The following is a 24,760-nucleotide window of genomic DNA, read 5'->3' on the forward strand; positions in this document are numbered from 1 at the left end:
GCACACCCGTTCCGACGATCTGCCACGCCGACCCCCTACTTTCGTAGGGAGAGGCCGTCGCACCACGACGGATCTGATCCGGGACGCGCGTTCCTAGCGTCGCAACCATGAACGACTGGACCACTTCTCACGACCGTGTCGTGGCGCAGCGCCGTGCCGAGGGCTGGATGTTCCTCATCGAAGCGGCCCGCGATCTGCGGACCACCGGCGCGGTCGCCCCCAGCGGCAGGGCCCTCGCCCGCGCCCTGACCGATCCCCTGCTGGGCCGGGCGCCCCGCCCGCTGACCGTCCTGGAAGCGGGCGCCGGAACCGGCGCGGTCACCCGCACGCTGATACCCCGGCTGTCCCGCGGCAGCCGTCTGGACATCGTCGAGGCCAACCCGCGCTTCGCCGCGCGACTGCGCCACCTGGCCGCCGCGGACCCCCATCCGGCGGCCCCGCCCCGGCAGGTGACCGTGCACCAGGCGTACGTCGAGCACCTCGGCGCCGACCAGCGCTACGACGTGATCGTCTCCGGCCTTCCGCTGACCAACTTCACCCCCGGGCAGGTCGATCGCATCATGGCCCGGTACATGGAGATGCTGAACCCCGGCGGCACGCTGGCCTACTTCGCCTACGTCGGCACCCGCACCGCCCGGGCCCTGACCGCATCACGCGCCGAAGCACGCCGGCACACCGCCGTGAACGAGGTCATGGCCGATTACCAGCGCAGCTACGCCACCGGCCGCCGGACCGTGTGGGCCAACCTGCCCCCGGCCCACGTCTGGTACCTGCGACGCCCGCTCGCCTCCCCTCGCGAGCGGCAGCGTCCCCGGGACGTGGCCGGTCGGTGAACGCGCAGTCCGACGTCCTCGGCCACCTCGCCCCCGCATACGCCGCCGCGACCTCACTTCAGCGCGTGCTGACCTTCGTGCCCTGAGCGCTCGTGCCCTGAGCGCTCCGCCGCCGCGAGCGCGCGGTGGCGGGCCGCCGGGTGGTCCTCGGGGACGCGGGGGTTGCCTGGGCCGTGGAGGTGTTCGCGGAGGGTGGCGCCCTCGTAGGAGTGGGGCATCCGGCCGCGGGCGCGCAGTTCGGGGACGACCAGGTCGACGAAGTCGGTGAAGGTGCCGGGGGTGGTGGCGTAGGCGAGGTTGAAGCCGTCGATGTCGGCCTCCTCGACCCATCGTTCGAGTTCGTCGGCCACCGTGTCAGGGGCGCCGACGACGACCGGGCCGATGCCGCCGATGCCCAGGTAGCGGGCGACCTGGTCGGGGGTCCACTCGCGGGACGGATCGGCCGTGGAGAAGATGGCGAGGGCGGAGCGGACCGCGTCGGTGTCCACGTACGCCAGCGGCTCGTCCGGGTCGAGGGTGGACAGGTCCAGGCCGCTCCAGCCGCCGTAGAGGGCGAGTGCGCCCTCGTACGAGGCGTACGAGGCGAGGTCGGCGTGTTTGGCGCGGGCCTCCTCGTCGGTGGGCGCGGTGATGGCGGTGAGCAGGATGTAGATCTTCACGCCGTACGGGTCGCGGCCCTCGGCGGCGGCCCTGGCGCGGATGTCGTCCACGACGCGGCGGGTGGCCTCGGGGGTGACCGCGTTGATGAAGACGCCCTCGCCGTGGCGGGCGGCGAAGGCGCGGCCGCGCGGGGAGGCGCCCGCCTGGAAGACGACCGGGGTGCGCTGCGGGGAGGGTTCGCTGAGGAAGACGCCGGGGACGGAGAAGTGCTTGCCCTCGTGTGCGATGTCGCGGATCCGGGCGGGGTCGGTGAACAGCCCGCGCTCGGGGTCGCGGACCACCGCGTCGTCGTCCCAGGAGTACTCCCACAGCTTGTAGCAGACCTCCAGGAACTCCTCGGCCATCTCGTACCGGTCGTCGTGGGCGACCTGTTCGCCGAGGCCGAGGTTGCGGGCGGCGCTGGCCAGGTTCTGGATCACCAGCGGTTCCCCGGCCGCCCGGTCGGCCCCCGACTCGCCCCAGGGACGGGCGACGTCACGGATCAGCTCGCCGCCCTCCTCCAGCGCGGCCCGGGCGATCCCGGTGTCCACGGCAGCGTGGAGGAACTGCCCGAACGCGCCGAACACCTCGGGCCGCTCGAAGGTCAGATGGTGCGGCACCACCCGGTCCTCGGGCACGTGCACGTCCTCCAGCCGCACGGTGCCGCTGGCCGTGGTGCGCTGGCCGATCCCGTCCCAGTCGTCCACGACGGTCAGGCCGGGCGCGTCGCGCGGCAGGAAGGCGGCGGTGAGACGGTCCTCCGGGCCGAGCGCGAACACCGGCACCCAGTGCGCGAACAGCGCCCCGGTGGCGTAGTCCTTGGTCCCCGTCAGCCGGAAACCGCCGGCCACCGGATCCGGGACCAGCCGGGTGGCGAACTCCAGGGCGTGCCGGGTGCCCTTCTCCGCCAGCGCGTTGCCGAACCGGCGCCCGGCCAGCAACTCGCCGTAGAAGAAGGCGCGTTGCTCCTCGGTGCCGTTCTGCTTCAGGACCTCCACGAAGAAGAAGTGGTTCTGTGGAATCTGCCCGATGCTGGAGTCGGCCGCCGACAGCAGCCGGATGACCTCACCGAGCGTCCGGGCGCCCACCCCGGCGCCGCCGTGCGCGCGCGGCACGGTGACGCCCAGCAGCCCCGACTCCGACAGCGCGTCGAGTTCCGCGTGCGGCAGCCTGCGGTCCGCGTCGCGCCCGGCCGCGCCCGTACGGAACCCCTCGGCCAGCTTCGCCGCCACCCGGGCCGCCTCGGCCTCGGTGGCGATCACGTGGGCCATCATCGGCTCCCGGACGCGGCGAAGGGCACCTGCGCGGCGGGCTGCGGGGCGGCGGTGGGGCGGGCCGGGTGGGACCACAGCCCCTGCTGCCGCAGGCGGGGCAGCACGCCCTCGCCGAACCAGTACGCCTCCTCCAGGTGCGGATAGCCGGACAGCACGAACTCGTCGATCCCGATCCGGTGGTATTCGGCGATCCGCTCCGCCACTTCCTCGTGGCTGCCCACCAGCGCCGTACCGGCGCCGCCGCGCACCAGGCCGATGCCCGCCCACAGATTGGGGTGGATCTCCAGCCCGTCCCGGCCGCCGCCGTGCAGCGCGAGCATGCGCTTCTGCCCCTCGGACTCGCTGCGCGCGAGCCCGGCCTGAACGGACTTCACCGTCTCCGGGTCGAAGCCGTCCAGCAGCCGCCGCGCCTCCGCCCACGCCTGCTCGCTGGTGTCGCGGGTGATGACGTGCAGCCGGATGCCGAAGCGGATCTTACGGCCCTCCCTGGCCGCAAGACCCCGGATCCAGGCGATCTTCTCCGCGACCTGGGCGGGCGGCTCGCCCCAGGTGAGGTACACATCCACATGGCGCGCCGCCACCTCACCGGCGATGGGGGAGGAGCCCCCGAAGTACACCTCCGGCACCGGGTCGGGCAGCCGGGCCAGGGAGGCGTCCGCCACCTGGAGGTGCTCGCCCGCCAGATCCACGGTCTTGCCGTCCCACAGCCCGCGCACGATCGCCAGGAACTCGTCGGTGCGCCGGTAGCGCCCCTCCTTGTCGAGGAAGTCGCCGTACGCCCGCTGCTCATGGCTCTCGCCCCCGGTGACCACGTTCAGCAGCAGCCGGCCGCCCGTCTGCCGCTGGTACGTCGAGGCCATCTGCGCGGCGAGTGTGGGGGAGACGAACCCCGGACGGAACGCCACCAGGAACTTCAGCCGCTCGGTGTTCTGGCTGACCATCGCGGTCGTCAGCCACGCGTCCTCGCACCATGCCCCGGTCGGCGTCAGCGCCCCGACGAAGCCCAGGTCCTCGGCGGCGCGGGCGATCTGGGTGAGGTAGCCGACGGACGGCGGACGGTCGCCACCGGCCGCGGTGACGGGCGTTCCGTGGCCGCCGCCGACGACATGGCGGCTGTCGCCGTTGGTGGGCAGGAACCAGTGAAAGGTGAGGGACATGGATGCGGCTCCGATCAGGGAGTTTTCTCGAGGGATGGTTACAGAAGGCCGTGCCGGGGCGGCCGGGTGCCGTTCAGCACGTAGCGGCCGATGTGCTGGACCTTCCAGCGGGGCGGGTCGTGCAGGGTGTGGGTACGGGCGTCCCGCCAGTGGCGGTGGAGGTTGAGGGAGTCCAGCGCCGAGCGGGTGCCGGACACCTCGAAGAGCGCGCTGCCCGCCTCCACCGCCGTGGCCGCCGCCGACACCTTCGCGGTGGCCACGGCGATCGACGCCTCGGCCGCGGTGTCGTCGGTGAGATCCCCGCGGGCGGTGTCCACCGCCCGCGCGGCGGCGGACAGCAGCGCCTCGGCCGCCCGCACCTGGACGGCCAGTTCGCCGAAGCGCTGGATGAGCAGCGGGTCCTCGGCGGCCGTCTCGAAGCCGCTCTCGAACCACGGGCGGCTCTTGGTGCGGACGAACGCCACCGCCTCCGCGAGGGCGCCCGAGGCGATCCCCGCGTCGATGGCGGCGTGCAGCAACTGGGCCACGGCGCCGTGCAGTTGGGGGCCACGGAAGGTGAGGTGATGCGGCACCACGCGGTCGGTGGGCACGTCCACGCCCTCCAGCCGTACGGTGCCGCTGGCGGTCGTACGCTGGCCCATGCCGTCCCAGTCGTCCACGACGCTCACCCCGGGCGCGTCCCGCGGAACGTACGCCACGTACAGCTCCTCGTTGGCGCCGCGCGCCAGCACCGGGACCCAGTCGGCGAACAGGGCGCCGGTGGAGTAGTGCTTGACGCCCGTCAGCTCGTACGAGCCGTCGGGCCGTGGCTCCAGGCGGGTGCGGATGTCCTGGATGTGCTTCGTCCCCGCCTCCGACTGGGCGTTGCCGAACCGCCTGCCCGCCAGCACCTCCGCGAAGAAGAACGCCTGCTGCTCAGGCGTGCCCTGACGGCGCAGCACGTTGATGTACACGAAGTGGCTCTGCGGAATCTGGGCGAGGCTCGCATCCGCGGCCGCCAGCAGCCGGAACACCTCGGCGAGGGTGACCGCCGAGACGTCCGCGCCACCGTGTTCGTCCGGGACGGTGATCGCCAGCAGCCCGGACGCCGACAGCCGGTCCAGCTCGGCGCGCGGCAGGGTGCGGCCCGCGTCGCGCCCGGCCGCGCCCGTACGGAACTCGTCGGCGAGCTTCGCGGCCACCTCCAGCGCCTCCGCGTCGTCGGCGATGCGGTGGGCGGTTTCGGGAAGGGACGTCATGGCGGCCGTCAGCTCGCCGCCGCGAGCAGGGGCTGGTGGCCCAGCGCCACGGAGAACTGGTCGACGACCTGCTCCAGCGCCTCGGCCGCGCCGGGGGTCACGATCACCCCGCCGTCGGGGGTGGTGTTGATGTCCTTGTCGAGCGTGAACCAGCCCTGCACGATGTGCGCGGCGCCCATCGAGGACAGCACCGGCCGCAGCGCGTAGTCGATGGCCAGCACGTGCGCCGTGGTGCCGCCGGTGGCCAGCGGCAGCACGGTCTTGCCCGCCAGCGCGTACTGCGGCAGCAGGTCCAGCAGGGACTTCAGCAGCCCGGAGTAGGCGGCCTTGTAGACGGGGGTGCCGACGATGATCCCGTCCGCCTGCTCGACCAGCGTCTTGGCCCGGACGATGTCCGGATGCGCGAAGTCGGCGCCGAGCAGGGCGGTGGCGGGGATGGTGCGGACGTCGAGCGGGATCACCTCATGGCCCTGGTCGGTGAGCCGTGCGTCGAGGTGGCGCAGCAGCCGGCCGGTGCGGGAGGCGGCGGAGGGGGAGCCGGAGATGGACAGGATGGTGGCCATGGTGGTCCCTTTCGAGGAAGTGGCGGGCGGTCAGGAGTACCAGGTGGGCTGGGGGAGTTCGGCGGTCAGCACATGGCGGCCCACCTCGCGGCGCTTGTAGGCCACCGGGTCGTGCAGGGTGTGGGTGCGGACGTTCCGCCAGAAGCGGTCCAGGCCCTCGGCGGAGGCGGTCGAGCGGGCCCCGGTGACCTCGAAGATGCGGCTGGTGACCTCCAGGGCGACATCGGTGGCCCGCGCCTTCACCGCGGCCACCCTGACCTCGAACTCGCCGCGGGCCTGCTCGGTGACCGCGTCCGGGTCCTCGTGCAGCCGCTGCCCCTCGGCCGCCACGGTGTCCGCGAGCGCCTCGGCCGCCCACAGCTTGGCGGTGAGGTCGCCGTAGGTGTCGATGACATGCGGCTCGTCGACCGCCGCGTCGAACCCGCCGTGCAGCCAGGACCGGGACTTGGTGCGGGTGTACACGGCCGCGGTCTCCAGCGCACCGGCCGCGATGCCCAGGTAGAAGGCGACGAAGACCAGCTGGATCGTCGGCACGTTGAGCGTGTTGTAGACGCGGGGCTGGAACTCCTTGTCCACGTATCCCGCGGCCGCCGCCCAGGGGACCCGTACGCCGTCGAGCGTGACGCTGCCGCTCTCGGTGAGCCGCTGGCCGATGTTGTCCCAGTCGTCGTGGAAGGTCAGCCCCTCGCTGTCGGACGGGACGATGGCGAACACATGGCGGTCGGTGCCCTCGAAGACCCCCTCCAGGACGGTGACGTCGGAGACCTTGCTGCCGGTGGAGAAGGACTTGTGGCCGGTGAAGGTGATGCTGTCGCCCTCGTCCCGGACGACCACGTCGTTGTCGCGCGGGTTGACGGCGCCACCGAAGAACCACTGGTTCCGGGCCGCGTCGGCCTCGACCTGCTCCCACTGCTTGCGGGTGCCGACCAGCCGGGCGGCCCAGTTCCACAGGTAGTGGTAGCCGAGCAGCTGGCCGATGGAGCCGTCGGCCTTGGCGATCTCCCGGACCACGCGGTACGCGGTCGTCCAGTCCTGGCCGCCGCCCCCGTGCGCGGCGGGGCCGAGGAGGGTGACCAGGCCCGAGTCCTTGAGCAACTGGACCTCGGCGTACGGGGTGGCGCCGGCCTTGTCGCGGGCGGCCGCGTCGGTGGCCAGCACCCCGGCGACCTCGGCGGCGCGTCCGATCCAGCCGTCGGCGTCGGTGGGGCGGGTGCGGGTCTGCCAGTCGGTGCGGGTGGCGGTGCTCATGGGCGTTCCCTTCCGGGCGTGCGTACGGGGATCAGGTGAGGGCGGGCGCGGGCTCGGCGTCCGGCAGCTGTGCCTCCAGCTCGCGCACCAGCGGCAGCACCCGCTTGCCGAAGTACTCGACCTCCTCCAGGTAGTGCAGGAAGCCGAGGAGGAACAGATCGACGCCGAGCCGCTTGTAGGCGACGATGCGCTCGGCGATCTGCTCGGGGGTGCCGATCAGCCCGGTGCGGAAACCGTCGTTGTACTGCACCAGGTCCTCGAAGCCGGAGTCCTGCCACATGCCCTTGCCGTCGGCGGTGGACTGCCCCGCCTGCTGCACCGCGTCGCGGAAACCGTGGACGGCGTCGGCGTTGGCCTTGGCGACGATCTCGCGCAGGGTGTCGCGGGCCTCGGCCTCGGTGTCGCGGGCGATGAGGAACGCGTTGAGACCGAAGCGGGGCGCCGGGCGGCCCGCGGTGGCGGCGGAGGCGCGCACGTCCCGGAGCTGCTCGGTGACGCCGTCGAAGTCCTTGCCGTTGCTGAAGTACCAGTCGGAGACCCGCCCGGCCATGGCGCGGGCCGCGGTGGAGTTGCCGCCCTGGAAGATCTCCGGATGCGGGCGCTCCGTGCTGTTCAGGGGCTTGGGCTTGAGGGAGAAGTCACGGATCCGGTAGAAGTCCCCGGCCACTTCGGCGTGGTCCTCGGTCCAGATGGTGCGCAGCGCGTGGATGAACTCCTCGGCGCGGCGGTAGCGCTCGTCGTGCTCCAGCCACGGTTCGCCGAGCGCGGTGAACTCACCCTTGAACCAGCCGCTGACGACGTTCACCGCGAACCGCCCACCCGAGAGCTGATCGGCGGTGGCGCCCAGTTTGGCCAGGACGCCCGGATGCCACAGCCCGGGGTGGACGGCGGCGATGACCTTCAGCCGCTGCGTGGCGAGCAGCAGCGCGAGGCTGAAGCTGGTCGACTCGTGCTGGTACTCGGCGCCGTAACTGGCCATGTACCGCACCTGGCTGAGGGCGTAGTCGAAGCCGTTGTTCTCCGCGAGCACGGCCAGCTCGCGGTTGTAGTCATAGCCCCAGTCGGTGCGCTGATCGATGGTGCTGGTGACCAGACCGCCGCTGACATTGGGCACCCAATAGGCGAAACGCAGTGGGTCGTTGCGGAATTCGGTGGCGGGATCTGCGGGCATGGGGAACTCCCGGAATGTGCATACGGGCATGGCGAATCAGCGCCTGGCGGGGAATTCAGACGCGGGCGAAATCGACCGCCGCGCGGCGGTCAGGCCGTCATGCGTGAAGGGCGGGCAGCGACGCGGAAGGACGGCGGCCGGTGCGAAACAGCCCTGGACCGTGCCTGGTCAGGGGTGCTGAGGAGGGGGGAGGGGGAGGGGCGGCGACGCGGAAGGCGTTGCGGAGATCGGTCGCGTGCGCTCAGGCCCGACAGCAACAGGACGCGCTGGAGACACGCGCAAGGTCGACGTGGCGTCGCCGCGTGAGGTCCTGTCGATTCATGGCATCGATACAAGCAGGGGAAAGTCCGGCCGGTCAAGAAGTCTCGGCCCGGATTCCATATCCCGGACACGCACACAAAAAGCGGCCGGGCCGCGGAATCCCGCAGCCCGGCCGGTGTTGCTCGCGGTGCCCCGCGGCTACAGCTCCCTGAGCGCGGGCAGCAGCTGCTTCTCGGCCCAGTCGAAGAAGGGGGCCTGGTGGTCCCCGCCGATCTGGACCAGGGCCACGTCCGTGAAGCCCGCGTCCACGAACGGGCGGATCTTCTCCGTGAACTCCGTGACGTCATTGCCGCACGGAATGGACGCGGCCACGTCCTCGGGCCGTACGTACTGCGTGGCGCCCTCGAAGGAGGCCGGACCCGGCAGCTCGGAGTTGACCTTCCAGCCGCCGCCGAACCAGCGGAACTGGTCATGGGCCCGGGTGATCGCCGCGTCCCGGTCGGTGTCGTACGCGATCGGCAGCTGCCCGATGCGTGGCTTCCCGCCGCCGCCGTGCCGCTCGAAGGCGTCCACCAGGCCGGGCTTCGGCTCGGTGGCGATCAGCATGTCCGCCAGTCGCCCGGCAAGCCCGCAGGACGCCTCGCCGGAGGCGGCCAGCCCGATGGGCGGCGCCTCGTCGGGCAGATCCCACAGCTTGGCGGACTCGACGTCGAAGTGGGTGCCCCGGTGGTTGACGTAGCCGCCCCGGAACAGCTCGCGGATGATCTCCACGGCCTCCTCCAGCATCTCCTGCCGGATGTCGGCCGACGGCCAGCCGGTGCCCACGACGTGTTCGTTCAGGTTCTCGCCGGAGCCCAGGCCCAGCCGGAACCGGCCCTCGGACAGCAGCTGCATCGTGGCGGCCTTCTGCGCCACCACCGCCGGGTGGTAGCGGACACTCGGGCAGGTGACGAACGACGTCAGCGGGATCCGCGACGTGGCCTGCGCGGCCGCCCCGAGCACACTCCAGGCGTAGGGGGAGTGCCCCTGGGAATCGAGCCACGGAAAGTAGTGGTCGGAGGTCACCGAGAAGTCGAAACCGACCTGCTCGGCCCGGACCACGTCCTCCACGAGCTGGCGTGGTCCGGCTTGCTCGGTCATCATCGTGTATCCCCATCGCATGGTCCCCGGGTACCGGTTTGCCCCGCTTTCAAACCGGCCTCCCGGGTCCTCGTTGCTACCCGTGTCACCTGGGGTTACTTGCGGTAAAGATGGATGGTCCGCACAGACTGGCGTCAGGAACCTGGGGAAGGAGTTGGATAACCATTTCCCGGGAGGCGTGAGGGCGTGCCAGGGTCGGCGGATGACTGTTTCCCCTGCGTCCCGATGTGATCTACTGCGCTGGCAGTTCGACCTGACCTGGTCGCTCTTCGACTACCACCTGGAGAGGCTGGAGCCCGGGGACTTCCTCTGGGAGCCCGTATCCCACTGCTGGACGATGCGTCAGGCACCCGACGGCACATGGGTGCCGGACTGGGCCGACACCGAACCCGATCCCGTTCCGGTTCCCACGATCGGCTGGGTGAGCTGGCACATCGGCTGGTGGTGGAGCGTGACCATCGACCACGCCCGGGGGCGGACGCCCCGGGAGCGGACCGAGATCGTCTGGCCGGGCGGCGGGAAGGCGGCCATCGAGTGGCTGCGCGGTCTGCGCGACGACTGGCTGACGGTGCTGGACGGGCTCGCCGACGCCGAACTGGACGCCACCGCCCAGTTCCCCTGGCAGGGCGACCCGCAGTACACCGTCGCCCACATGGTCGGCTGGGTGAACGCCGAGCTCATGAAGAACGTCACCGAGATCGGCCAACTCCGCCTGCTGCGCGCCGCGTCGCCAGGGTGATGTCGGTGACGTCCCACCGGGCTCCCGCCTGAGCCGGGGACCCCGCGCCGCGTTCAGTCGTCCCCCGTGCTCCCGCCTCGGCCGCCGCTCCCGCGCCCCGACGCGCGCACCACCTCACCCAGCGTCAGGGTCACGGTGGACACCGCGCGCACCCAACGCGGCCCGCCCCGCGCCGCCCACACGACGCAGACGCACCCTCCGACGACGAGCAACAGGACGCACGCCAAGGCGAGCACGATCACGCTCTTCACGCTCCTTCTGTTGTGGTGCGCGCCATCCTCTCAGCCCGGGAACCGGGCCACCATCGGCTAGCCGCCGAGCTTTTCGGAGATGAGGGGCGCCAGCCGGGTGGTGATGGTGCGGTGGCCCTGGTCGTTCGGGTGGACGGAGTCGGAGAGGTCACCGGCGGCCAGCCAGCCGGTGGTGTCGACGTAACTGACCCTGGCGTCGCCGAAGGCGGTGACGGCGGTCTTGGTCTCGGTGCCGAAGCGGCCGCTGAAGGTGCGCAGGGCGAAGATCCAGGCGCCCGGGTAGGCGGTGCGGACCTTGCGGAGCAGGCTGGTGTACGACGCCTGGAACTGCGCCGAACTCACGCCGCGCCCCACGTCGTTGGTGCCGAGGTTGATGACCACGGCGTTCGCCTGGTAGCGGGAGAAGTCCCAGGTGGGCGTGGTGGCGTTGGGGTTGAGCTTGGTGAACTGCTGCTCCAGGCTCATCCGGTCGTCCGCCGTGTCGACGAGCGCGGCGCCGCCCTGGGCGATCTGGGTGTGGTCGGCGCCGAGGCGTTCGCCGATGAGCCAGCCGTAGGCGGTGCGGGCGTTCTGGGAGGTGGTGGTGCCGACGGTGATGGAGTCGCCGACGAACTCGATCAGCTTCTTCGGGGTGGGCGGGGTGAAGGTGGTGGCGCCGCTGTCGAGGGTCAGGCCCTGGAAGACCGCGTCGCCGTGGTAACTGCCCGCGATGACCTGGTAGTTGACCTGGAGGGTGTGGTTTCCGGCGGCGAGCGGGGTGGGGGTGAGGTTCACCGTGCCCTTGGCCTCGTCGAAGAAGACGGCGGGGCCGCCGTCGATGCTGGCCCACAGGTCGATGGCGTTCCGCTGCTTGAGCTTGACGGTGCGGCCGGTGAAGCCGGTGCGGAAGTACGCGCCTGCCCAGTAGGGGGTGTAGGCGGTGGTGGAGGTCTGGGTGTCCCAGCGGCCGCTGAACTTGATGTTGGGGTCGCCCGGCTGGCCGGGGGCGGCGGCCTTCAGCGGCGCGGAGCCGAGCCTCGCGGAGATGACCGGGGCCAGGCGGTTGGCGAACTTGGTGTGGCCCGCCTCGTTGGGGTGGCCGTTGCCGTCCTCGTAGTCCGTGCCGTCGGTGAGCCAGCCGCTGGTGTCGACGTGGTACACCTTCGCGTCGCCCGCGCCGTTGCGCGCGCTCACCGCCGCCTTGGTCTCCGCCAGGTAGCGCTTCTTGAGGGTCTGGACGGCGAACAGGGCCGCGTTCGGGTACTTACCGCGGATGTCGCGGAGGAGGGCGGTGTACGCCGACTGGAATTCGGCGCCGGTGACGCCGTGCCCGATGTCGTTGGTGCCGAGGTTGATGACGACGGCGTTCGCCTGGTAGCGGGAGAAGTCCCAGCCCTGGTCGCCGGTGGAGCCCGTCTTGAAGAACTGGGTGGCGAGGCCCACGCAGCCGTCCTTGCCGACCAGGCAGTAGCCCGCGCGGGCGATCTGGGTGTGGCGCATGCCGAGTTGTTCGGCGGCCTTCCAGCCGTACGAGTCGAGCGCGAGCCGGTCGGTGAGGGCACCGGCGGTGATGGAGTCGCCGACGAACTCGATGAGCTTGCCGGGCACGCGCGGGGTGGTGGTGCCCGCGCCCGCGTCGAGGACCAGGCCCTGGAAGACGGTGTCACCGGAGCGGTAGGAGATGCGGAGGGTGTGGTTGCCCTGGGGGAGGGGCGTCGGGGTGAGGTTGACGGTGCCCTTGACGCCCGCGTGGAAGACATAGGCGCCGCCGTCGATGCTGGCGTAGAAGTTCACCGCGTTCCGGGCCTTGACCTTCACCGTCGTCCCGGTGAAAGCGGTCTGGAGGTAGCCGCCGGTCCAGTGGGGGACGGCGGCGGTGGCGGAGCCGAGGTCCCAGCGGCCGGTGTAGACGATGTTCGGGTCGGTCACCGAGCCGTCCCCCAGGGCCTTGGCGGGGGTGGCGGGTGCCGCGTGGGCGGTGGCGGTGCTCAGGCTCAGCCCCAACAGGAGCAAGGTCGTGGCCATGACAAACGCTAAGAGTCTGCGCATGGGAGGGGGTCCTCTCGCGGAGGGGGCGGGGATGCCTGGGAGCGCTCCCAGGGGGGTGCGGTCACGATGGAAGCGATGAATCGGTTCAACGTCAAGGTGAAGCGCACACCTCAAGCGCACATCCGGCCCGGGCCGCCCCCTCGGCGGCCCGGGCCGGGCTGAAGGCTGAGCGGGCGTACTACCAGCGCGGAATGGCCGGGGTCACCCACGCGGGGTCGGTGACCCGCATCGCGGCGGCATCGTCGCGGTCCCGCATCGTGCCGTCGTCGTCCAGCCAGCGCTGGTGCAGTACGGCGAGCCGCTCACGGTCGAGGTCGACGCCGAGCCCGGGGGTGTCGGGGACGTCGAGACGGCCGTCCCGGAAGGTGAGGCGCTCGGTGATCACGTCCTCGGACTGCCACGGGTAGTGGCTGTCGCAGGCGTAGTCCAGGTTGGGCACGGTGGCCGCGACATGCGTCATGGCGGCCAGGCTGATGCCCAGGTGGGTGTTGGAATGCATGGACAGGCCGACGCCGAAGGTGCGGCAGATGGCGGCCAGTTCACGGGTGTTGCGCAGCCCGCCCCAGTAGTGGTGGTCGGAGAGGACGACCTGCACCGCACCCTTGGTGAACGCCTCCCGGATCTCCCCGAAGGTGGTCACGCACATGTTGGTGGCCAGCGGGACACCGGCGGACCCGGCGACCTCGGCCATCCCGGGCGTACCGCTGGTCGGGTCCTCCAGGTACTCCAGGACGTCCCGCAGTTCCTCGGCCACGTGCAGGGACGTGGGCACGGACCAGGCGCCATTGGGGTCCAGGCGCAGCGGCTGACCGGGGAAGCGCTCGGCCAGGGCGCGGATCGCGGCGATCTCCTGATCCGGTTCGAAGACGCCGCCCTTGAGCTTGAAGGAGGTGAAGCCGTAGTCGCGGGCGAAGCGCTCGGCCTGGGCGACCACCCCGGCCGGGGTGGTCGCCTCGTCCCAGTCGTCGGCCTCCCCGGCGCCGTTCGGGTGCTCGGCCCAGCGGTAGAAGAGGTACGCGCTGTACTCGACGCGGTCGCGGACCTTGCCGCCGAGCAGCGCGTGCACCGGCAAGCCCGCCGCCTTGCCCCAGGCGTCCAGACAGGCCACCTCGAAGCCGGAGACGATCGACAGCCGCAGCTTGTCCGCCGTCTGGACGCCGCGCAGGCCGCCGACGTCGACCGAGTTCTCGACCCGGGAGGCGTCCACCGCGACCTCGTCGGCCAGGGTGAAGAGCCCGTTCAGGTCGGTCACGCTGTGGCCGGGGAGCTTCTCGGCCAGCGGGCGGGCCAGGTCGAGGTACTTGGTGTCGCCGTACGTCTCGCCGATGCCGGTCGCCCCGCCCTCGGTGACCACCTCGATGATCAGCCGGGGGGTGTACGGCTGGTGGACGCCCTGGGTGTTCAGCAGCGGCGGGTCGGCGACGAGGATGGGCGTCAGCCGCACCTCGGCGATGGTCAGGCCCTGGGCCTCGGGCGTCTGGGGGGTCGTGCCGGTCGTCTGCGCCTGAGTCTGCGTCATCGTGCGGCTCCCACGAGGTCGAGTCCGGTGGTCAGAAGGGCTTCCAGGTCGGCCAGATCGTCCGGGCCGGGGTCGGCGAGCGGTGCGCGCACCGGGCCGACCGGCCGCCCGCGCAGCCGCGCCGCCGCCTTGACCAGCGAGACGGCATAGCCCGGGACGCGGTCGCGCAGCTCGACCAGGGGTACGTAGAAGTCACGCAGCAGCCGCTCCACCGTAGCGTCGTCGCCGTCGCGCTGGGCGGTGAAGAAGGCGTTCGCGATCTCGGGGGCGAAGGCGTGCACGGCCGACGAGTACGCGGTGATGCCGATGCTGGCGTACGGGCGGGCCTGGACCTCGGCGGTCGCGGCGCCGTTGAAGAACAGGAAGTCGTCCGGCGCGGCCAGCTTCAGGCGCTGGAGCCGGTCCAGATCGCTGTGCCCGTCCTTGAGTCCGATGACGCCGGGGATCGCGACCAGCTCGCGCAGCCCGTCCATGGTGAAGGCGACCTGGTCGCGCTGGTACGCGATCAGCGGCAGCCGGGTGCGGGCGGCGATCTGCCGGATCTGCTCGACCAGCCCCGACTGCGGGCCCCTCACCAGATAGTGCGGCAGCACGAGCGCGGCGTCCGCGCCCGCCTCCTCCGCGATCCGGGCGAACCGCGCCGCCTGCGCCCAGCCGTAGCCGATCCCGGCGACGACCGGCAGCCGGCCGTCGGCCTCGCGGACGGCCGCGGTGATGACCTCGCGGTACTCGTCCTCGTCCAGGGAGAAGAATTCCCCCGTGCCGCACGCCGGGAAGATCGCGCCCGGGCCGGTCTCGATCTGCATCGCGAGGTAATCGCGGTACGCGGGCAGATCGAGCGCGGCCGCGCCGTCGCCCGCGGCCCCCTTGCCGCCCTCGCCCCCCTTGTCGCCGGTGAAGCTGGTCAGCGGGAACGAGAGCACGCCGCTCGCCATCCCGTCGCGCAACCGGGCCGCCGTCGTCGCCGCATCGGCCGTGAGGGCCGTCATGACTCGTCTCCCTATGTAGATGACATCTACGTATGAAGATAGAGGTTAGGAATGTGCACGCAGGGGCGTCAATAGGTGGGACACCGGTGCCGTGCCGCGGATTACGATGCGACCCATGGCGGAAACCGGTGGCGTACGCGAAGTGAAGTCCGCGGGCCGCACCGTGCAGCTCCTCGAACTGCTCGCGGCCCGCGGCGACCAGCCCGCCCGGCTCCGGGAGCTGGCCGAGGAACTGGACGTGCCGCGCAGCAGCATGTACGCGCTGCTCCAGACGCTCATCGACCGCGGGTGGGTACGCACCGACGTCACCGGCTCGCTGTACGGCATCGGCATCCGGGCCCTGCTCACCGGTACCAGCTACCTCGACAGCGACCCGCGGGTGCGGGCGGCACGGCCCTACTTGGACGAGGCGTCCGACGCCCTCGGCGAGACCATCCACTTCGCCCGGCTGGACGGCGGCGACGTCGTCTACCTCGCCACCCGCGAGTCGCACGAATACCTCCGGCCCTTCAGCCGGGTGGGCCGCCGCCTCCCCTCGTACGCCGGAGCCCTCGGCAAGGCGCTGCTCGCGGAACGCCCCGACGACGAACTCCCCCTGCCGGAAGGGCCCTTGGAGCCACTGACCCCGATGACCCACCCGGACCGGGCATCCCTGGTCGCCGACCTGGCCCGCACCCGGGAACGCGGCTACGCGGTGGACCGCGAGGAGGGCGTCACCGGCATCGTGGGCTTCGGCTTCGCCCTCCGGTACGACGCCCCGGCGGTGGATGCCATCAGCTGCTCGGTGCCGACGGCCCGGCTGACGGAGGGCCGGGAGGAGCGGATCGTGGCGGTGATGCGGGAGATCCGGGAGAAGATCGAAGCGGTGGTCCCGCGGGCGGCGACGCAGTGGCGGTAGCGGGGCTGGTGGCGGGCCGCTTGGGGCGCCGTCGGGCACACGCCAGTGTCGCTGGACGGGGCGCCCGCCGAAGTGGGCGCCCCTCTTCCGGGTGTGGTTCTGCGGTGGGTGTCAGGTCCTCATCGGAAGGAGCCGGCTACCAGGCCGGTGGCGACGTTCACACGATTCCAGGCGTTCACCGACGCAATCGCCATCACGAGGGCGGCGAGCGCATCCGGGGCGAAGTGGCGGGCGGCGGTGTCCCAGACGTCATCGGGTACGCCCTCGGGGTTGTCCGTTATCCGCGTGACCGCCTCGGCGAGCGCCAGCGCGGCGCGTTCCCGGTCGGTGAAGAACGGAGTGTCCCGCCACGCGGCGACCGACCAAAGCCGTTCGTTGGTCTCGCCCGCGTCACTGGCCCGGTGTGAGTGCAAGTCGACGCACACCGAACAGCCGTTGATCTGGCTGACACGCAATCTGACCAGTTCCAGGACATCGTTCGAAGCAGGACTGTCGTGGAGGAACTCCTCCATCGCGGACAGGGCCTGATAGCCACGTCCGGCGACCTTGTACACGTTCGCCATGCGAGGTTGCATTTCGATTCGATCCTTTCGTTTCTGAACAAAAGATGTTCAGGAATCTTTGTCGCGAAGGCCGCGCCCACGGCGTGACGCGGTTCAGCGTGCGGGTTGAGTCAGACGGTTCCGCGCCATCCGTGGCGCGTCAGGGTGCTTGCTCTCGACCGATTCCTTGATGTCGGCGAGCGTCTGGGCGGCAAGCTCCCGCCGCCACGCCAGCTCCGCCCGGCGCATCGCCTGTGAGACCAGGCAATGCTTGCGGTAGTCGACATCCGACCTCCCGCCGGGCCCGTCACGCATGATCTGCTGGCATCGGAAGGCGTCTCGCTCGCCCTCGATTGCGACCACGACGTCAAGGAGCGTGATCTGCTCCGGTACCCGCGCGAGCCGAAAGCCGCCGCGCGGCCCGGAGGTCGACGTGACGATCCCGGCGCGCGCCAACGCCTGCAGTTGCCGGTTCAGATACGCCGGCGGCAGGTCGTAGAAGGCCGCCAGCTTCCGCGCCGTCACAGCTTGGTGCTCCGCCCAGGCGAGGTTGAGGCAGCTGTGCAGGGCCCATTCGACACCCTCACTCATCTGCATACCTCGATATTTAGCATCCAGGACCTCCACAATCAAATGGCGGGGAGACGACCGGAAGACAGCCCCGGCCGTCTCCCCGTTTCCTCGGGCCCCTACTCGGTGGATGTGACCCGCGCGAGAGCAACTCCGGCAATGATGAGCGCCAGTCCGGCCACCCGGCCGGCGCTCACCGGGTCCTTGTGGATCGTGATGCCGAGGTAATGGCGCCGATTCCGGTGAACACCGCGTACGCCGTGCCCACCGGCAGGTCCTTCATTGCCAGCGACAGCAGGTAGACGGCGACGGCGGCGAGGAAGAAGCAGATCAGGGTGGGTAGCGGCCGGGTGAAGCCCGCCGTGGGCTTGATGCTCTGCGACCAGGCCACCTCCACGGCACCGGCGGCCAGCAGCAACAGCCAGCTCACGGAGTCGGCGGCGCGCGCTCGCGTCGAGGTGCAGCAGGGTGGAGCTCATGAGTGTGCCTCCCTGGGGTCAAGTGAAACGGACACCATGTCCGGTTGCGCGTTTCGAAGACTAGCAACCGGACAGGTTGTCCACCTATTCCGGAGGAGGCCCTAGGCTGGCCCCCGTGACCAAGGAACGCGCCGATGCCGCTCGCAACCGGGGAAAAGTGCTCGCCGCCGCGGCCGAACTGTTCGCCGCGAAGGACCCGCGCACCGTCACGATGGAGGACATCGCACGGGCCGCCGGCGTAGGCCGGGGGACGCTGTACCGGCGGTACCCGGACGTCGCCTCCATCGCCACCGCGCTGCTGGACGAACACGAAAAGGCCCTGCAGCACGAGTTGCTCCAGGGCCCGCCGCCGCTGGGACCGGGGGCGCCGCCCCACGAACGGCTGGCCGCCTTCTACACGGCCATGGCCGAACTCCTCGACCAGCACATCCATCTGGCACTCGGCGCCGAGATCGGCGCCAGGCGGTACGCCACCGGCGCCTATGGCTTCTGGCGCGCCCACGTCCTGGCCCTCCTCCGCGTGGCCGACGTGGCCGACCCGGACGCCCTGGCCGACACCCTGCTGGCCCCGCTGGCGCCCGACGTCTTCGCCCACCAGCGCGAGCGAGGAGTTTCGACCGCCCGCCTAACCGCTGCGCTCACCGAACTCGCCCGCGTCCTGGACCGCTGGTGACCTGAGGCAGTTTCGGGCGGATGCCGCGTTCGAGGCTAGGTCCAGCCTCGGTGGGCGGCTCGGGCGCCTGCTTGGAAGCGGCCTCGGGCGCCCAGGCGGAGTTGGAGGCTGCTGATGCGGCGGCGCAGGGTGCGCAGGCTGATGCCCAGGTGGCGGGCTATCGCTTCGTCCTTCATGCCCACCGCCAGCAGGCCCACCAGGTTGCGGTCCGCCTCGGTGAGGTCTTCGTGGCTCTCCTCCCGTACGCCGCTCAGGGGCGTGGCCTGCTGCCACAGGGTTTCGAAGAGGGTCCGCAGCGCGTCCGTGAGGGCGGAGTGGCGGACGATCACGGCGCAGTAGCCCGGGCCCGCGTCCGTGCTGGTCAGCGGCAGCATCGCGCAGCGGCCGTCGATGACCAGGAGCTTCATGGGGACGGCGGGGAGCACCCGTGCCTGTTCGCCGAGGGCGACCATGCCTTCGGCGTAGGCGAGGAGCTGGGGTGTCTCCAGGGAGGAGACGGAGTAGATCGTGCGGTAGGAGACACCGCGGCGCAGGACCTCGCTCTGAAGGTCGAGTTGCGGGGTGAGCGGGGCGAGGTAGGGCGGGGCATCGAAGAGGCAGATGTCGTGTTCGGCCCGGGCGTACAGCTCTTCCAGCCGCGCCGCGTTGGCGCTCTCGCCGTGCACCACTTCGATCAGTCCGGATGGTTCGGCGCGCAGCGCCCCGGCCGCGTAGACCTTGGCCAGGTCCTCGGCGGTGGCGGCGAGGAGTTCGGATTCGGTTTCGCGTTTGCGGATGAGGGCCCGCACGGCGATGCGGGGGTCGACGGGGCGCAGTCCGCCCGTGGAGTCGGGTGCCTGGAGGAGGCCGAGGCGTAGGAGGCGGGCGCAGCCGCGGCGGATGCGGGAGGGGGAGGTGCGGAGCAGCTCCGACCAGCCGGTGACGCCCGCGTCGGGCTGGTGGAGGATCGCGTGGTACAGCGTCTCGTCGAAGTCGGAGACCCCCGCCGCGGCCCAGGGGCTCGGGGGCGCGGCAGGGGTCTCGTCGGATGCGGATGCTGCTCTGCTGTCCACTTCTGGCGGCTCCAGCGTGTCGATGCAACGATTCAAACAACGGCACGCTAGACGGTGTTTGTTACCGCCGAAGGAAGGATTTCAGCCTACTTCAGGCCATATGCACGAATGACCGTTTGATCGATTCGGTTGCCGTCGGCGTCGGTGGCCTGGACGCGCAGGCCGGTGAAACCGTTGGTGGCGCCGAGCCGGGGGTGGTCGACGGTGGCCCGGTACGCGGCGCCGGTGCGATCGAGTTTCACCGCCTTCCAGGTGGCGCCGTCGTCGTAGGTCACCCACGCCTTGAGCGAGCGCACCTTCGCTGCCTGGGCGCCCTCCTGGTGGCGTGGGGTGAGGCCGAAGGTGAAGCGGTGTCCGGCCTTGGCGCGGCCCAGCAGGTCGACGCCGAGGTCGTAGTCGAGGGAGAGCAGGGGGAGGGCGGTGGCCTCGGCGGTGTGGGCGGAGGTGAAGTCCCACTGGGTGGTGGTCCTGGTCGAGTACGCCGACCAGGCGGCGGTGCGCCGTGCGTCGATGGTCAGCCGGTAGTCGGCCTTCGCGGCCGGTACGGCGAAGGTGCCCGAGCCGTAGGACGCCTCGCCGACCAGGGTGCCGTCCGCGTACAGGCTGGTCTTGACCGCGTCCACGCCGTCCTTGGCCGCGCCCGCGGAGCCGTAGTGTCCGGTGCCCGAGTCGGAGAACTCGGGGATGGCGAGGGTGAGTTGGTCGCCTTCGCGCTGCGATGTGCCGAACTCGGCGGCGGTGGTGGGGCGGATGGCGGGCGACAGCCAGTCCACGGTCTCCTTCGTCCCGGGCGCGTAGGTCCGCAGCGGTGACCACTGCCGTCCGCCGCCGTCGTAGTCCTGCATGGCGGTGTGCCAGACGCGGGTGTCGGGGTCGGCGGTGTAGTACTCGGTGCGCTCGGTGCCGAGCGGCACCTCGGACTTCTGCTCCACCGAGAAGCGCTGGTAGGGGCGGTAGGTGTGGGTGGCCTCGGCGCCGAGCTGGTCCTTCCCGGGGGCGTGGTAGCGGGCGGTGACCTTGTGGGTGGTGCGGCTGTTGAGCGGGTACGTGAGGTTCTCGCCGATGGCGTCCCGTTCCGGCAGTACCGCGTCGTACAGGTACGGGCTGTTGGCCGTGCCGCCCAGCTCGATGGTCACCTTGGACTGGCCGTCCAGCAGGCTGAGCAGCTTGTCGCCCTCCTCGCCGGGTACGGACATGACGGGGATGGTCGCGCTGTCGACCGCGGTGATCCACAGACCGGCCGTGGTCTTGCGGTAGGCGAGGACGTAGGCGGCGCCCGCCTTGGTGGCGTTGACGACCGCTTCGTCGGGCCATCCGTCGGGCGCCAGGCCCACCAGCACGGCCTTGCCCTTCACGTCCAGGCCCTCGAAGTCCTCGGGCGTACCGGCCCCGGCGGACACCAGCCGCACCTTCCGCTTACCGTCGATCTTGACGGGCCAGCCGGTGTACGTGGTCGCGTACTGCGGGTTCAGCGTCACCCGCTCGGGGCTGGTGACGCGCGCGGTCAGCTCGGTCTTCTCCAGTCGCCAGCGGCTGTAGAACTCGAAGAGGCCCTCGGTGACCTTCTCGGTCGGCGCCGCGTAGATGTGCTTCTTCCACTTGCCCATCGAGTAGGTCAGGCCGAAGGAGCTGCCGCCCTCCAGCTCCCGGTGCCAGGAGGTCGTCACGCCCTGGGATTCCGGGTCCTTCTCCTTGGTCTTTGGCTTGATTTCGACGGCCTTGCGGGCGTCGAGGGTGAGGGCGGTGTCGCCCGTCAGCTCGATCTGCGGATCGCCCACGACGCTCGTCGCGACCTCGCGCTTCCCGCTGTCGTAGACCGGGATCCAGGTGGCGAGGGAGTACGTGCCCGGCGGCAGCTGGAAGGTGTCGGAGCCGCGCATGAAGCCGAACTGGTTCTGGCTCCCGTCACTGAGCCGCTGGAGGGTGTAGAGCCCCCCGGGCGACTGGTTGCCCTCGCGGTCCAGGAGCGTGACGTTGAGGTCGTGGAGCTTCTCGGCCTTCTCGTAGGCGACGGCGGTGGTCACCTTGACCGTGCCGCCCGCGCCGTCGTCACCGGTGGCGGTGATGTATCCGGCGTGGCGGCCCGCAGCCGCCTTGGCCGGGTCGACGGTGACCAGGGCCTTCACTTCGCCGTTCGCGGGCACGGTCACGGTGTCGGAGCCGAGCGTGAGGGAGTCGTCGCCGACCGAGGACGCCAGCTTCAGCGTCACCGGCTTGTCGGTGGCGTTGGTGTACCTGATGGTTTTGGGGTCGGCCTGGTCGGCGTCGTACGCGTACTGGCCGTAGTTGAGGACCGGGGTCCCGAACACGTTCTGGGTGGCCGCGCGCGGTACGTCGACCCGGCCGTCGCCCTGGGTGAACGGGCCGTCCGACGCCCTGGTCCTGGCGGTGCTGGCCAGGGCGTCCTTGATCTGCCGGCCGGTCCAGTCGGGGTGGGTCTCCGCGACGATCGCCGCCGCGCCCGCGACGTGCGGCGTCGCCATGGAGGTGCCGCTCGACGTGGTGTACAGGTCGTTGACGGGGGTTCCCATGGTCGTACCGGCCGCGCGGGCCGCCGTGATGTTCACGCCGGGCGCGGTGATGTCGGGCTTGATCGCGTAGTCCCCGGTGCGCGGTCCGCGGCTGGAGAAGGTCGCCCACTTGTCGGACTTGTCGACGGCGCCGACGGTGAGGGCCGAGTCGGCGATGCCGGGGGTCTCCACGGTCCCTTCGAACGGGCCGGAGTTGCCCGCCGCGATCACGAACAGCGCGCCGGAGGACGCCGACAGCTGGTCGACCGCCTCGCTCAGCGGATCCGAGGGGCCGGACGCCGGGCCGCCGAGCGACATGGAGACGATCTTGGCATCGGAGGCGGCGGCCCACTCCATGCCCTCGATGATCCACGACGAGTAGCCCTCGCCCGCGTCGTTCATCACCTTGCCGACCAGCAGCTTCGCGCCCGGCGCCACGCCCTTGTACTTCCCGTCGGACCCGGCGCCGCCGCCCGCGATGGTGTCGGCCACATGGGTGCCGTGGCCGTGGCCGTCCTTGACGGTCTGGTCCGGGACGAAGCTCTTGGAGTCGGCGACGGCGTCCTTGACGTCCGGATGGGTGGCGTCGATGCCGGTGTCCAGCACGGCGACCTTGACGCCCTTGCCGTCGTGTCCGGCCTTCCACATCTCCGGGGCGCCGATCTGCGGGACGCTGACGTCGAGCGACGCCTTGACCTTGCGGTCCAGCCAGAGCTTCCGTAACCCCTTGTCGCGGCTGACGTCGGCCCAGAAGTCCGCCGCGTCGGCCTTTGCGGCGCTGAGCGCCGCACCGTCCACGCTGCTCAGGGCGAGGGTCTTGCGCGCGCCCTCGGGGGTCGGGTGCGCGCCGTCGGTGCGGTAGGTGGCGATGACCGGGATCGAGCCGGTCTTCCGGTCGTCGTAGCCCTGCTTCACGAGTTGGGTGATGTTGAACAGGCCCGCGTCGACCCGGCCCTTGGACATCAGCCGGAGCGCGTCCACGGGTACGACGCTGATTTCCTCGTCCTGCTGGGTGGTCACGAACTCCGCCGACTCGCGGCCCGGCGCCCGCTGCACCTCCACGGCGTACGTGCCGTCGGGGCCGGTGGTGACGGTGACCGTGTCACCGGTGATCAGGGTGACCGTGTGCTGTTGCGTACGAACCGGCGGGGCGGTCTGTGGGGCCTTCGCGGCGGACCGGGACGGCTGGGCGCCGACCGCCGGGGCGGCCATGGCGGCGGCCACCACACCGGCGGCGCCCACCACAGCCACGAGGCGACGCACTCTTCGCATCGGCTGGCTTCCTCCCTCATCGCATCCGACTCTCCTGTCGGAAGGTGCGATCAGAGTGGTCGCCGGGGGTGTGCGGGCTCAAGGGAATCCTGTGGCCGCGCGGTGCCAACGCCTTGATTGGCCACCGGAGTTACATGGGTGGGCCGGGTGCCGTCATGGGTGGCGGCGCTTGAGCATGTCGGCGCATTTCTCGCCGATCATCATCGTGGTGATGCACGGGTTGACGGCCACCAGGTGCGGCATCACCGAGCCGTCGGCCACCCGAAGCCCCGTCACGCCCTTGACCCGCAGCTGCGGGTCGAGCGGGGCGGCCGGGTCGTCGGGGGCGCCCATCTTCGCCGTGCACGACGGGTGGTAGACGGTGTTGTGGGTGTCGCGGATGTACGCGAACAGCTCGTCGTCGGTGTCCACGTCGGGGCCCGGGGCGAGTTCGGCGCCCGCCCAGAGGGCCAGGGCGGGGCGGGCGGCGATGTTGCGGGCCAGCCGCAGGCCGTAAATCATCACGCGGATGTCGTGGTCGTGGGTGAAGTAGCGGGGGTCGACCTTCGGCTTGTCGCGGAAGTCGCGGGAGCGCAGCCGTACGGTGCCGGTGGAGCGGGCGCGGGTGACATTCGGCGTGAGACAGAAGGCGTTCTCGGACGTCGGATAGCCGTGGCGGTAGGTGTGCATGTCGAACGGCACGGACCCGTAGTGGAACATGAGGTCGGGCCGGTCGAGATCGGGCTCGGTGGCGGCGAAGATGCCGATCTCCCACCACTGGGTGGAGCTGCGGACCATGGGCTGTTCGGCGTTCCACATGATGACGCCCTCGGGGTGGTCCTGGAGGTTCTCGCCGACGCCGGGGGAGTCCACGATCACCTCCACCCCCACGTCGCGCAGATGGTCCGCGGGCCCGATGCCCGACAGCATCAGCAGCTTCGGGGTGTCGATGGCGCCGCAGGAGACGATGACCTCGCGCCGGGCGTGCACGGTGTGGGTGCGGATGAGGTCGGGGGCGAGGTAGTCGACGCCGATGCAGCGCCGGTCCGCGTCCAGCAGCAGCCGCTTGGCCTGGAGCCCGGTGCGTACGGTCAGGTTGGGACGCCCGGACATGACCGGGTGGAGGTAGGCGACGGAGGCGGAGCAACGGGTGCCGTCCTCGCGCGCGTTGATCTGGAACCAGTGGGCGCCGCGCACCACCGTCTCGCCGGTGTTGAACGGCGTGAGGGGGATGCCCGCCTCCTCGCACGCGGCCAGCAGCGCCCGGCCGCACGGGTCGTGGGGCGGCACGGTGCGCAGGGTGACCGGGCCGCCGCGGCCGTGGTGGTCCCCGGGCGCGTCGTTGTTCTCCAGCCGCTGGAACAGCGGGTACGTCTCCTCGGCGCTCCACCCCGTACAGCCGGCCCCGGCCCATTCGTCCAGGTCCTCGGCGGGCGCCCAGAAGGCGATGCAGGAGTTGTGGGAGGAGCAGCCGCCCAGCACCTTGGCGCGGGCGTGCCGCAGGAAGCTGTTGCCCTTCTTCTGCGTCTCGACGGGATAGTCCCAGTCGTAGCCGGACTCCAGCAGCGCCATCCACCGCTCCAGCCGCAGGACGTTGTCGTCGCCGACGTCCGAGGGGCCCGCCTCCAGGAGGCACACCGACACCGACGGGTCCTCGCTCAGCCGGGCCGCGACGACCGACCCGGCCGTGCCGCCCCCGGCCACCACGTAGTCGAATTCGTCCACGGGCCTGTCC

21 protein-coding genes are annotated in these 24,760 nt (G+C 71.1%); 4 read left to right on the forward strand and 17 right to left on the reverse strand.

Features of this window, described 5'->3' with window-relative positions:
• Positions 1-107 precede the first annotated feature (107 nt).
• On the forward strand, positions 108-833 hold the full coding sequence (locus tag HYQ63_RS33945; protein WP_179937590.1) for a class I SAM-dependent methyltransferase: 726 nt from the start codon (positions 108-110) through the stop codon (positions 831-833).
• Positions 834-886: 53 nt separating this feature from the next.
• Here HYQ63_RS33945 and HYQ63_RS45710 read toward each other — a convergent pair whose 3' ends face one another.
• From HYQ63_RS45710 to HYQ63_RS33985, 7 genes are all read right to left on the reverse strand, one after another.
• Positions 887-2,743, reverse strand: coding sequence for an NtaA/DmoA family FMN-dependent monooxygenase (locus tag HYQ63_RS45710; RefSeq protein WP_373689226.1), 1,857 nt, complete (start codon positions 2,741-2,743; stop codon positions 887-889).
• On the reverse strand, positions 2,743-3,903 hold the full coding sequence (locus HYQ63_RS33960; protein ID WP_179937591.1) for an LLM class flavin-dependent oxidoreductase: 1,161 nt from the start codon (positions 3,901-3,903) through the stop codon (positions 2,743-2,745). Before HYQ63_RS33960 ends, HYQ63_RS45710 begins: the two co-directional genes overlap by 1 nt.
• Positions 3,904-3,941: 38 nt before the next feature.
• Complete coding sequence (locus HYQ63_RS33965; RefSeq protein ID WP_179937592.1) at positions 3,942-5,141, reverse strand: SfnB family sulfur acquisition oxidoreductase; 1,200 nt, start codon at positions 5,139-5,141, stop codon at positions 3,942-3,944.
• Between the two features lie 8 nt (positions 5,142-5,149).
• Complete coding sequence (gene ssuE, locus HYQ63_RS33970; protein WP_179937593.1) at positions 5,150-5,704, reverse strand: NADPH-dependent FMN reductase; 555 nt, start codon at positions 5,702-5,704, stop codon at positions 5,150-5,152.
• Positions 5,705-5,734: 30 nt separating this feature from the next.
• Positions 5,735-6,952 (reverse strand): acyl-CoA dehydrogenase family protein, encoded by a 1,218-nt coding sequence (locus HYQ63_RS33975; RefSeq protein WP_179937594.1) that lies wholly within the window; start codon positions 6,950-6,952, stop codon positions 5,735-5,737.
• 31 nt (positions 6,953-6,983) lie between these two features.
• Positions 6,984-8,123, reverse strand: coding sequence for a dimethylsulfone monooxygenase SfnG (sfnG, locus tag HYQ63_RS33980; protein ID WP_179937595.1), 1,140 nt, complete (start codon positions 8,121-8,123; stop codon positions 6,984-6,986).
• Positions 8,124-8,582: 459 nt separating this feature from the next.
• Positions 8,583-9,545 (reverse strand): LLM class F420-dependent oxidoreductase, encoded by a 963-nt coding sequence (locus HYQ63_RS33985; RefSeq protein WP_179937596.1) that lies wholly within the window; start codon positions 9,543-9,545, stop codon positions 8,583-8,585.
• A gap of 181 nt (positions 9,546-9,726) precedes the next feature.
• Between HYQ63_RS33985 and HYQ63_RS33990 the strand changes: the two genes are divergently transcribed.
• Positions 9,727-10,263 (forward strand): DinB family protein, encoded by a 537-nt coding sequence (locus HYQ63_RS33990; RefSeq protein WP_179937597.1) that lies wholly within the window; start codon positions 9,727-9,729, stop codon positions 10,261-10,263.
• A gap of 53 nt (positions 10,264-10,316) precedes the next feature.
• Here the strand turns inward: HYQ63_RS33990 and HYQ63_RS33995 are convergent, their stop codons facing one another.
• From HYQ63_RS33995 to HYQ63_RS34010, 4 genes are all read right to left on the reverse strand, one after another.
• On the reverse strand, positions 10,317-10,505 hold the full coding sequence (locus HYQ63_RS33995) for a hypothetical protein (protein ID WP_179940786.1): 189 nt from the start codon (positions 10,503-10,505) through the stop codon (positions 10,317-10,319).
• Between the two features lie 66 nt (positions 10,506-10,571).
• Positions 10,572-12,518 carry a GDSL-type esterase/lipase family protein gene (locus tag HYQ63_RS34000; RefSeq protein WP_257232314.1) on the reverse strand — a complete coding sequence of 649 codons (1,947 nt, stop codon included), beginning with the start codon at positions 12,516-12,518 and terminating at the stop codon, positions 10,572-10,574.
• Between the two features lie 202 nt (positions 12,519-12,720).
• Positions 12,721-14,061 carry a glucarate dehydratase family protein gene (locus HYQ63_RS34005; RefSeq protein WP_179937599.1) on the reverse strand — a complete coding sequence of 447 codons (1,341 nt, stop codon included), beginning with the start codon at positions 14,059-14,061 and terminating at the stop codon, positions 12,721-12,723.
• The gene (locus HYQ63_RS34010) at positions 14,058-15,050 is read right to left on the reverse strand and encodes a 5-dehydro-4-deoxyglucarate dehydratase (protein WP_179937600.1); all 993 of its coding nucleotides are present in this window, start codon (positions 15,048-15,050) and stop codon (positions 14,058-14,060) included. Before HYQ63_RS34010 ends, HYQ63_RS34005 begins: the two co-directional genes overlap by 4 nt.
• A gap of 115 nt (positions 15,051-15,165) precedes the next feature.
• Here HYQ63_RS34010 and HYQ63_RS34015 point away from each other — a divergent pair, with 115 nt between their 5' ends.
• Entirely contained in the window at positions 15,166-15,948 is a 783-nt protein-coding gene (locus tag HYQ63_RS34015; protein ID WP_179937601.1) for an IclR family transcriptional regulator, read from the forward strand.
• A gap of 119 nt (positions 15,949-16,067) precedes the next feature.
• On the opposite strand, the gene HYQ63_RS34020 is transcribed toward HYQ63_RS34015, so the two are convergent.
• The 3 genes from HYQ63_RS34020 to HYQ63_RS34030 all read right to left on the reverse strand — a co-directional run bounded on the left by HYQ63_RS34020 (position 16,068) and on the right by HYQ63_RS34030 (position 17,490).
• Complete coding sequence (locus tag HYQ63_RS34020; RefSeq protein ID WP_257232315.1) at positions 16,068-16,511, reverse strand: carboxymuconolactone decarboxylase family protein; 444 nt, start codon at positions 16,509-16,511, stop codon at positions 16,068-16,070.
• Between the two features lie 93 nt (positions 16,512-16,604).
• Positions 16,605-17,081, reverse strand: coding sequence for an Rrf2 family transcriptional regulator (locus HYQ63_RS34025; RefSeq protein ID WP_218929596.1), 477 nt, complete (start codon positions 17,079-17,081; stop codon positions 16,605-16,607).
• 172 nt (positions 17,082-17,253) lie between these two features.
• The gene (locus tag HYQ63_RS34030) at positions 17,254-17,490 is read right to left on the reverse strand and encodes a multidrug efflux SMR transporter (protein ID WP_257232316.1); all 237 of its coding nucleotides are present in this window, start codon (positions 17,488-17,490) and stop codon (positions 17,254-17,256) included.
• A 164-nt stretch (positions 17,491-17,654) separates the two neighbouring features.
• Between HYQ63_RS34030 and HYQ63_RS34035 the strand changes: the two genes are divergently transcribed.
• Positions 17,655-18,212: a TetR/AcrR family transcriptional regulator gene (locus HYQ63_RS34035; RefSeq protein ID WP_179937604.1), complete on the forward strand. Its 558-nt coding sequence runs from the start codon at positions 17,655-17,657 to the stop codon at positions 18,210-18,212.
• 35 nt (positions 18,213-18,247) lie between these two features.
• Here HYQ63_RS34035 and HYQ63_RS34040 read toward each other — a convergent pair whose 3' ends face one another.
• The 3 genes from HYQ63_RS34040 to HYQ63_RS34050 form a co-directional block, all read right to left on the reverse strand.
• The gene (locus HYQ63_RS34040; RefSeq protein WP_257232317.1) at positions 18,248-19,264 is read right to left on the reverse strand and encodes a helix-turn-helix transcriptional regulator; all 1,017 of its coding nucleotides are present in this window, start codon (positions 19,262-19,264) and stop codon (positions 18,248-18,250) included.
• Positions 19,265-19,350: 86 nt separating this feature from the next.
• The gene (locus tag HYQ63_RS34045; RefSeq protein ID WP_179937606.1) at positions 19,351-23,046 is read right to left on the reverse strand and encodes a S8 family serine peptidase; all 3,696 of its coding nucleotides are present in this window, start codon (positions 23,044-23,046) and stop codon (positions 19,351-19,353) included.
• 153 nt (positions 23,047-23,199) lie between these two features.
• The gene (locus HYQ63_RS34050; protein WP_179937607.1) at positions 23,200-24,750 is read right to left on the reverse strand and encodes a GMC family oxidoreductase; all 1,551 of its coding nucleotides are present in this window, start codon (positions 24,748-24,750) and stop codon (positions 23,200-23,202) included.
• Positions 24,751-24,760 lie beyond the last annotated feature (10 nt).

It is taken from the genome of Streptomyces sp. Rer75 (assembly GCF_013414305.1).
In the GTDB taxonomy this organism is placed as follows: domain Bacteria; phylum Actinomycetota; class Actinomycetes; order Streptomycetales; family Streptomycetaceae; genus Streptomyces; species Streptomyces himastatinicus.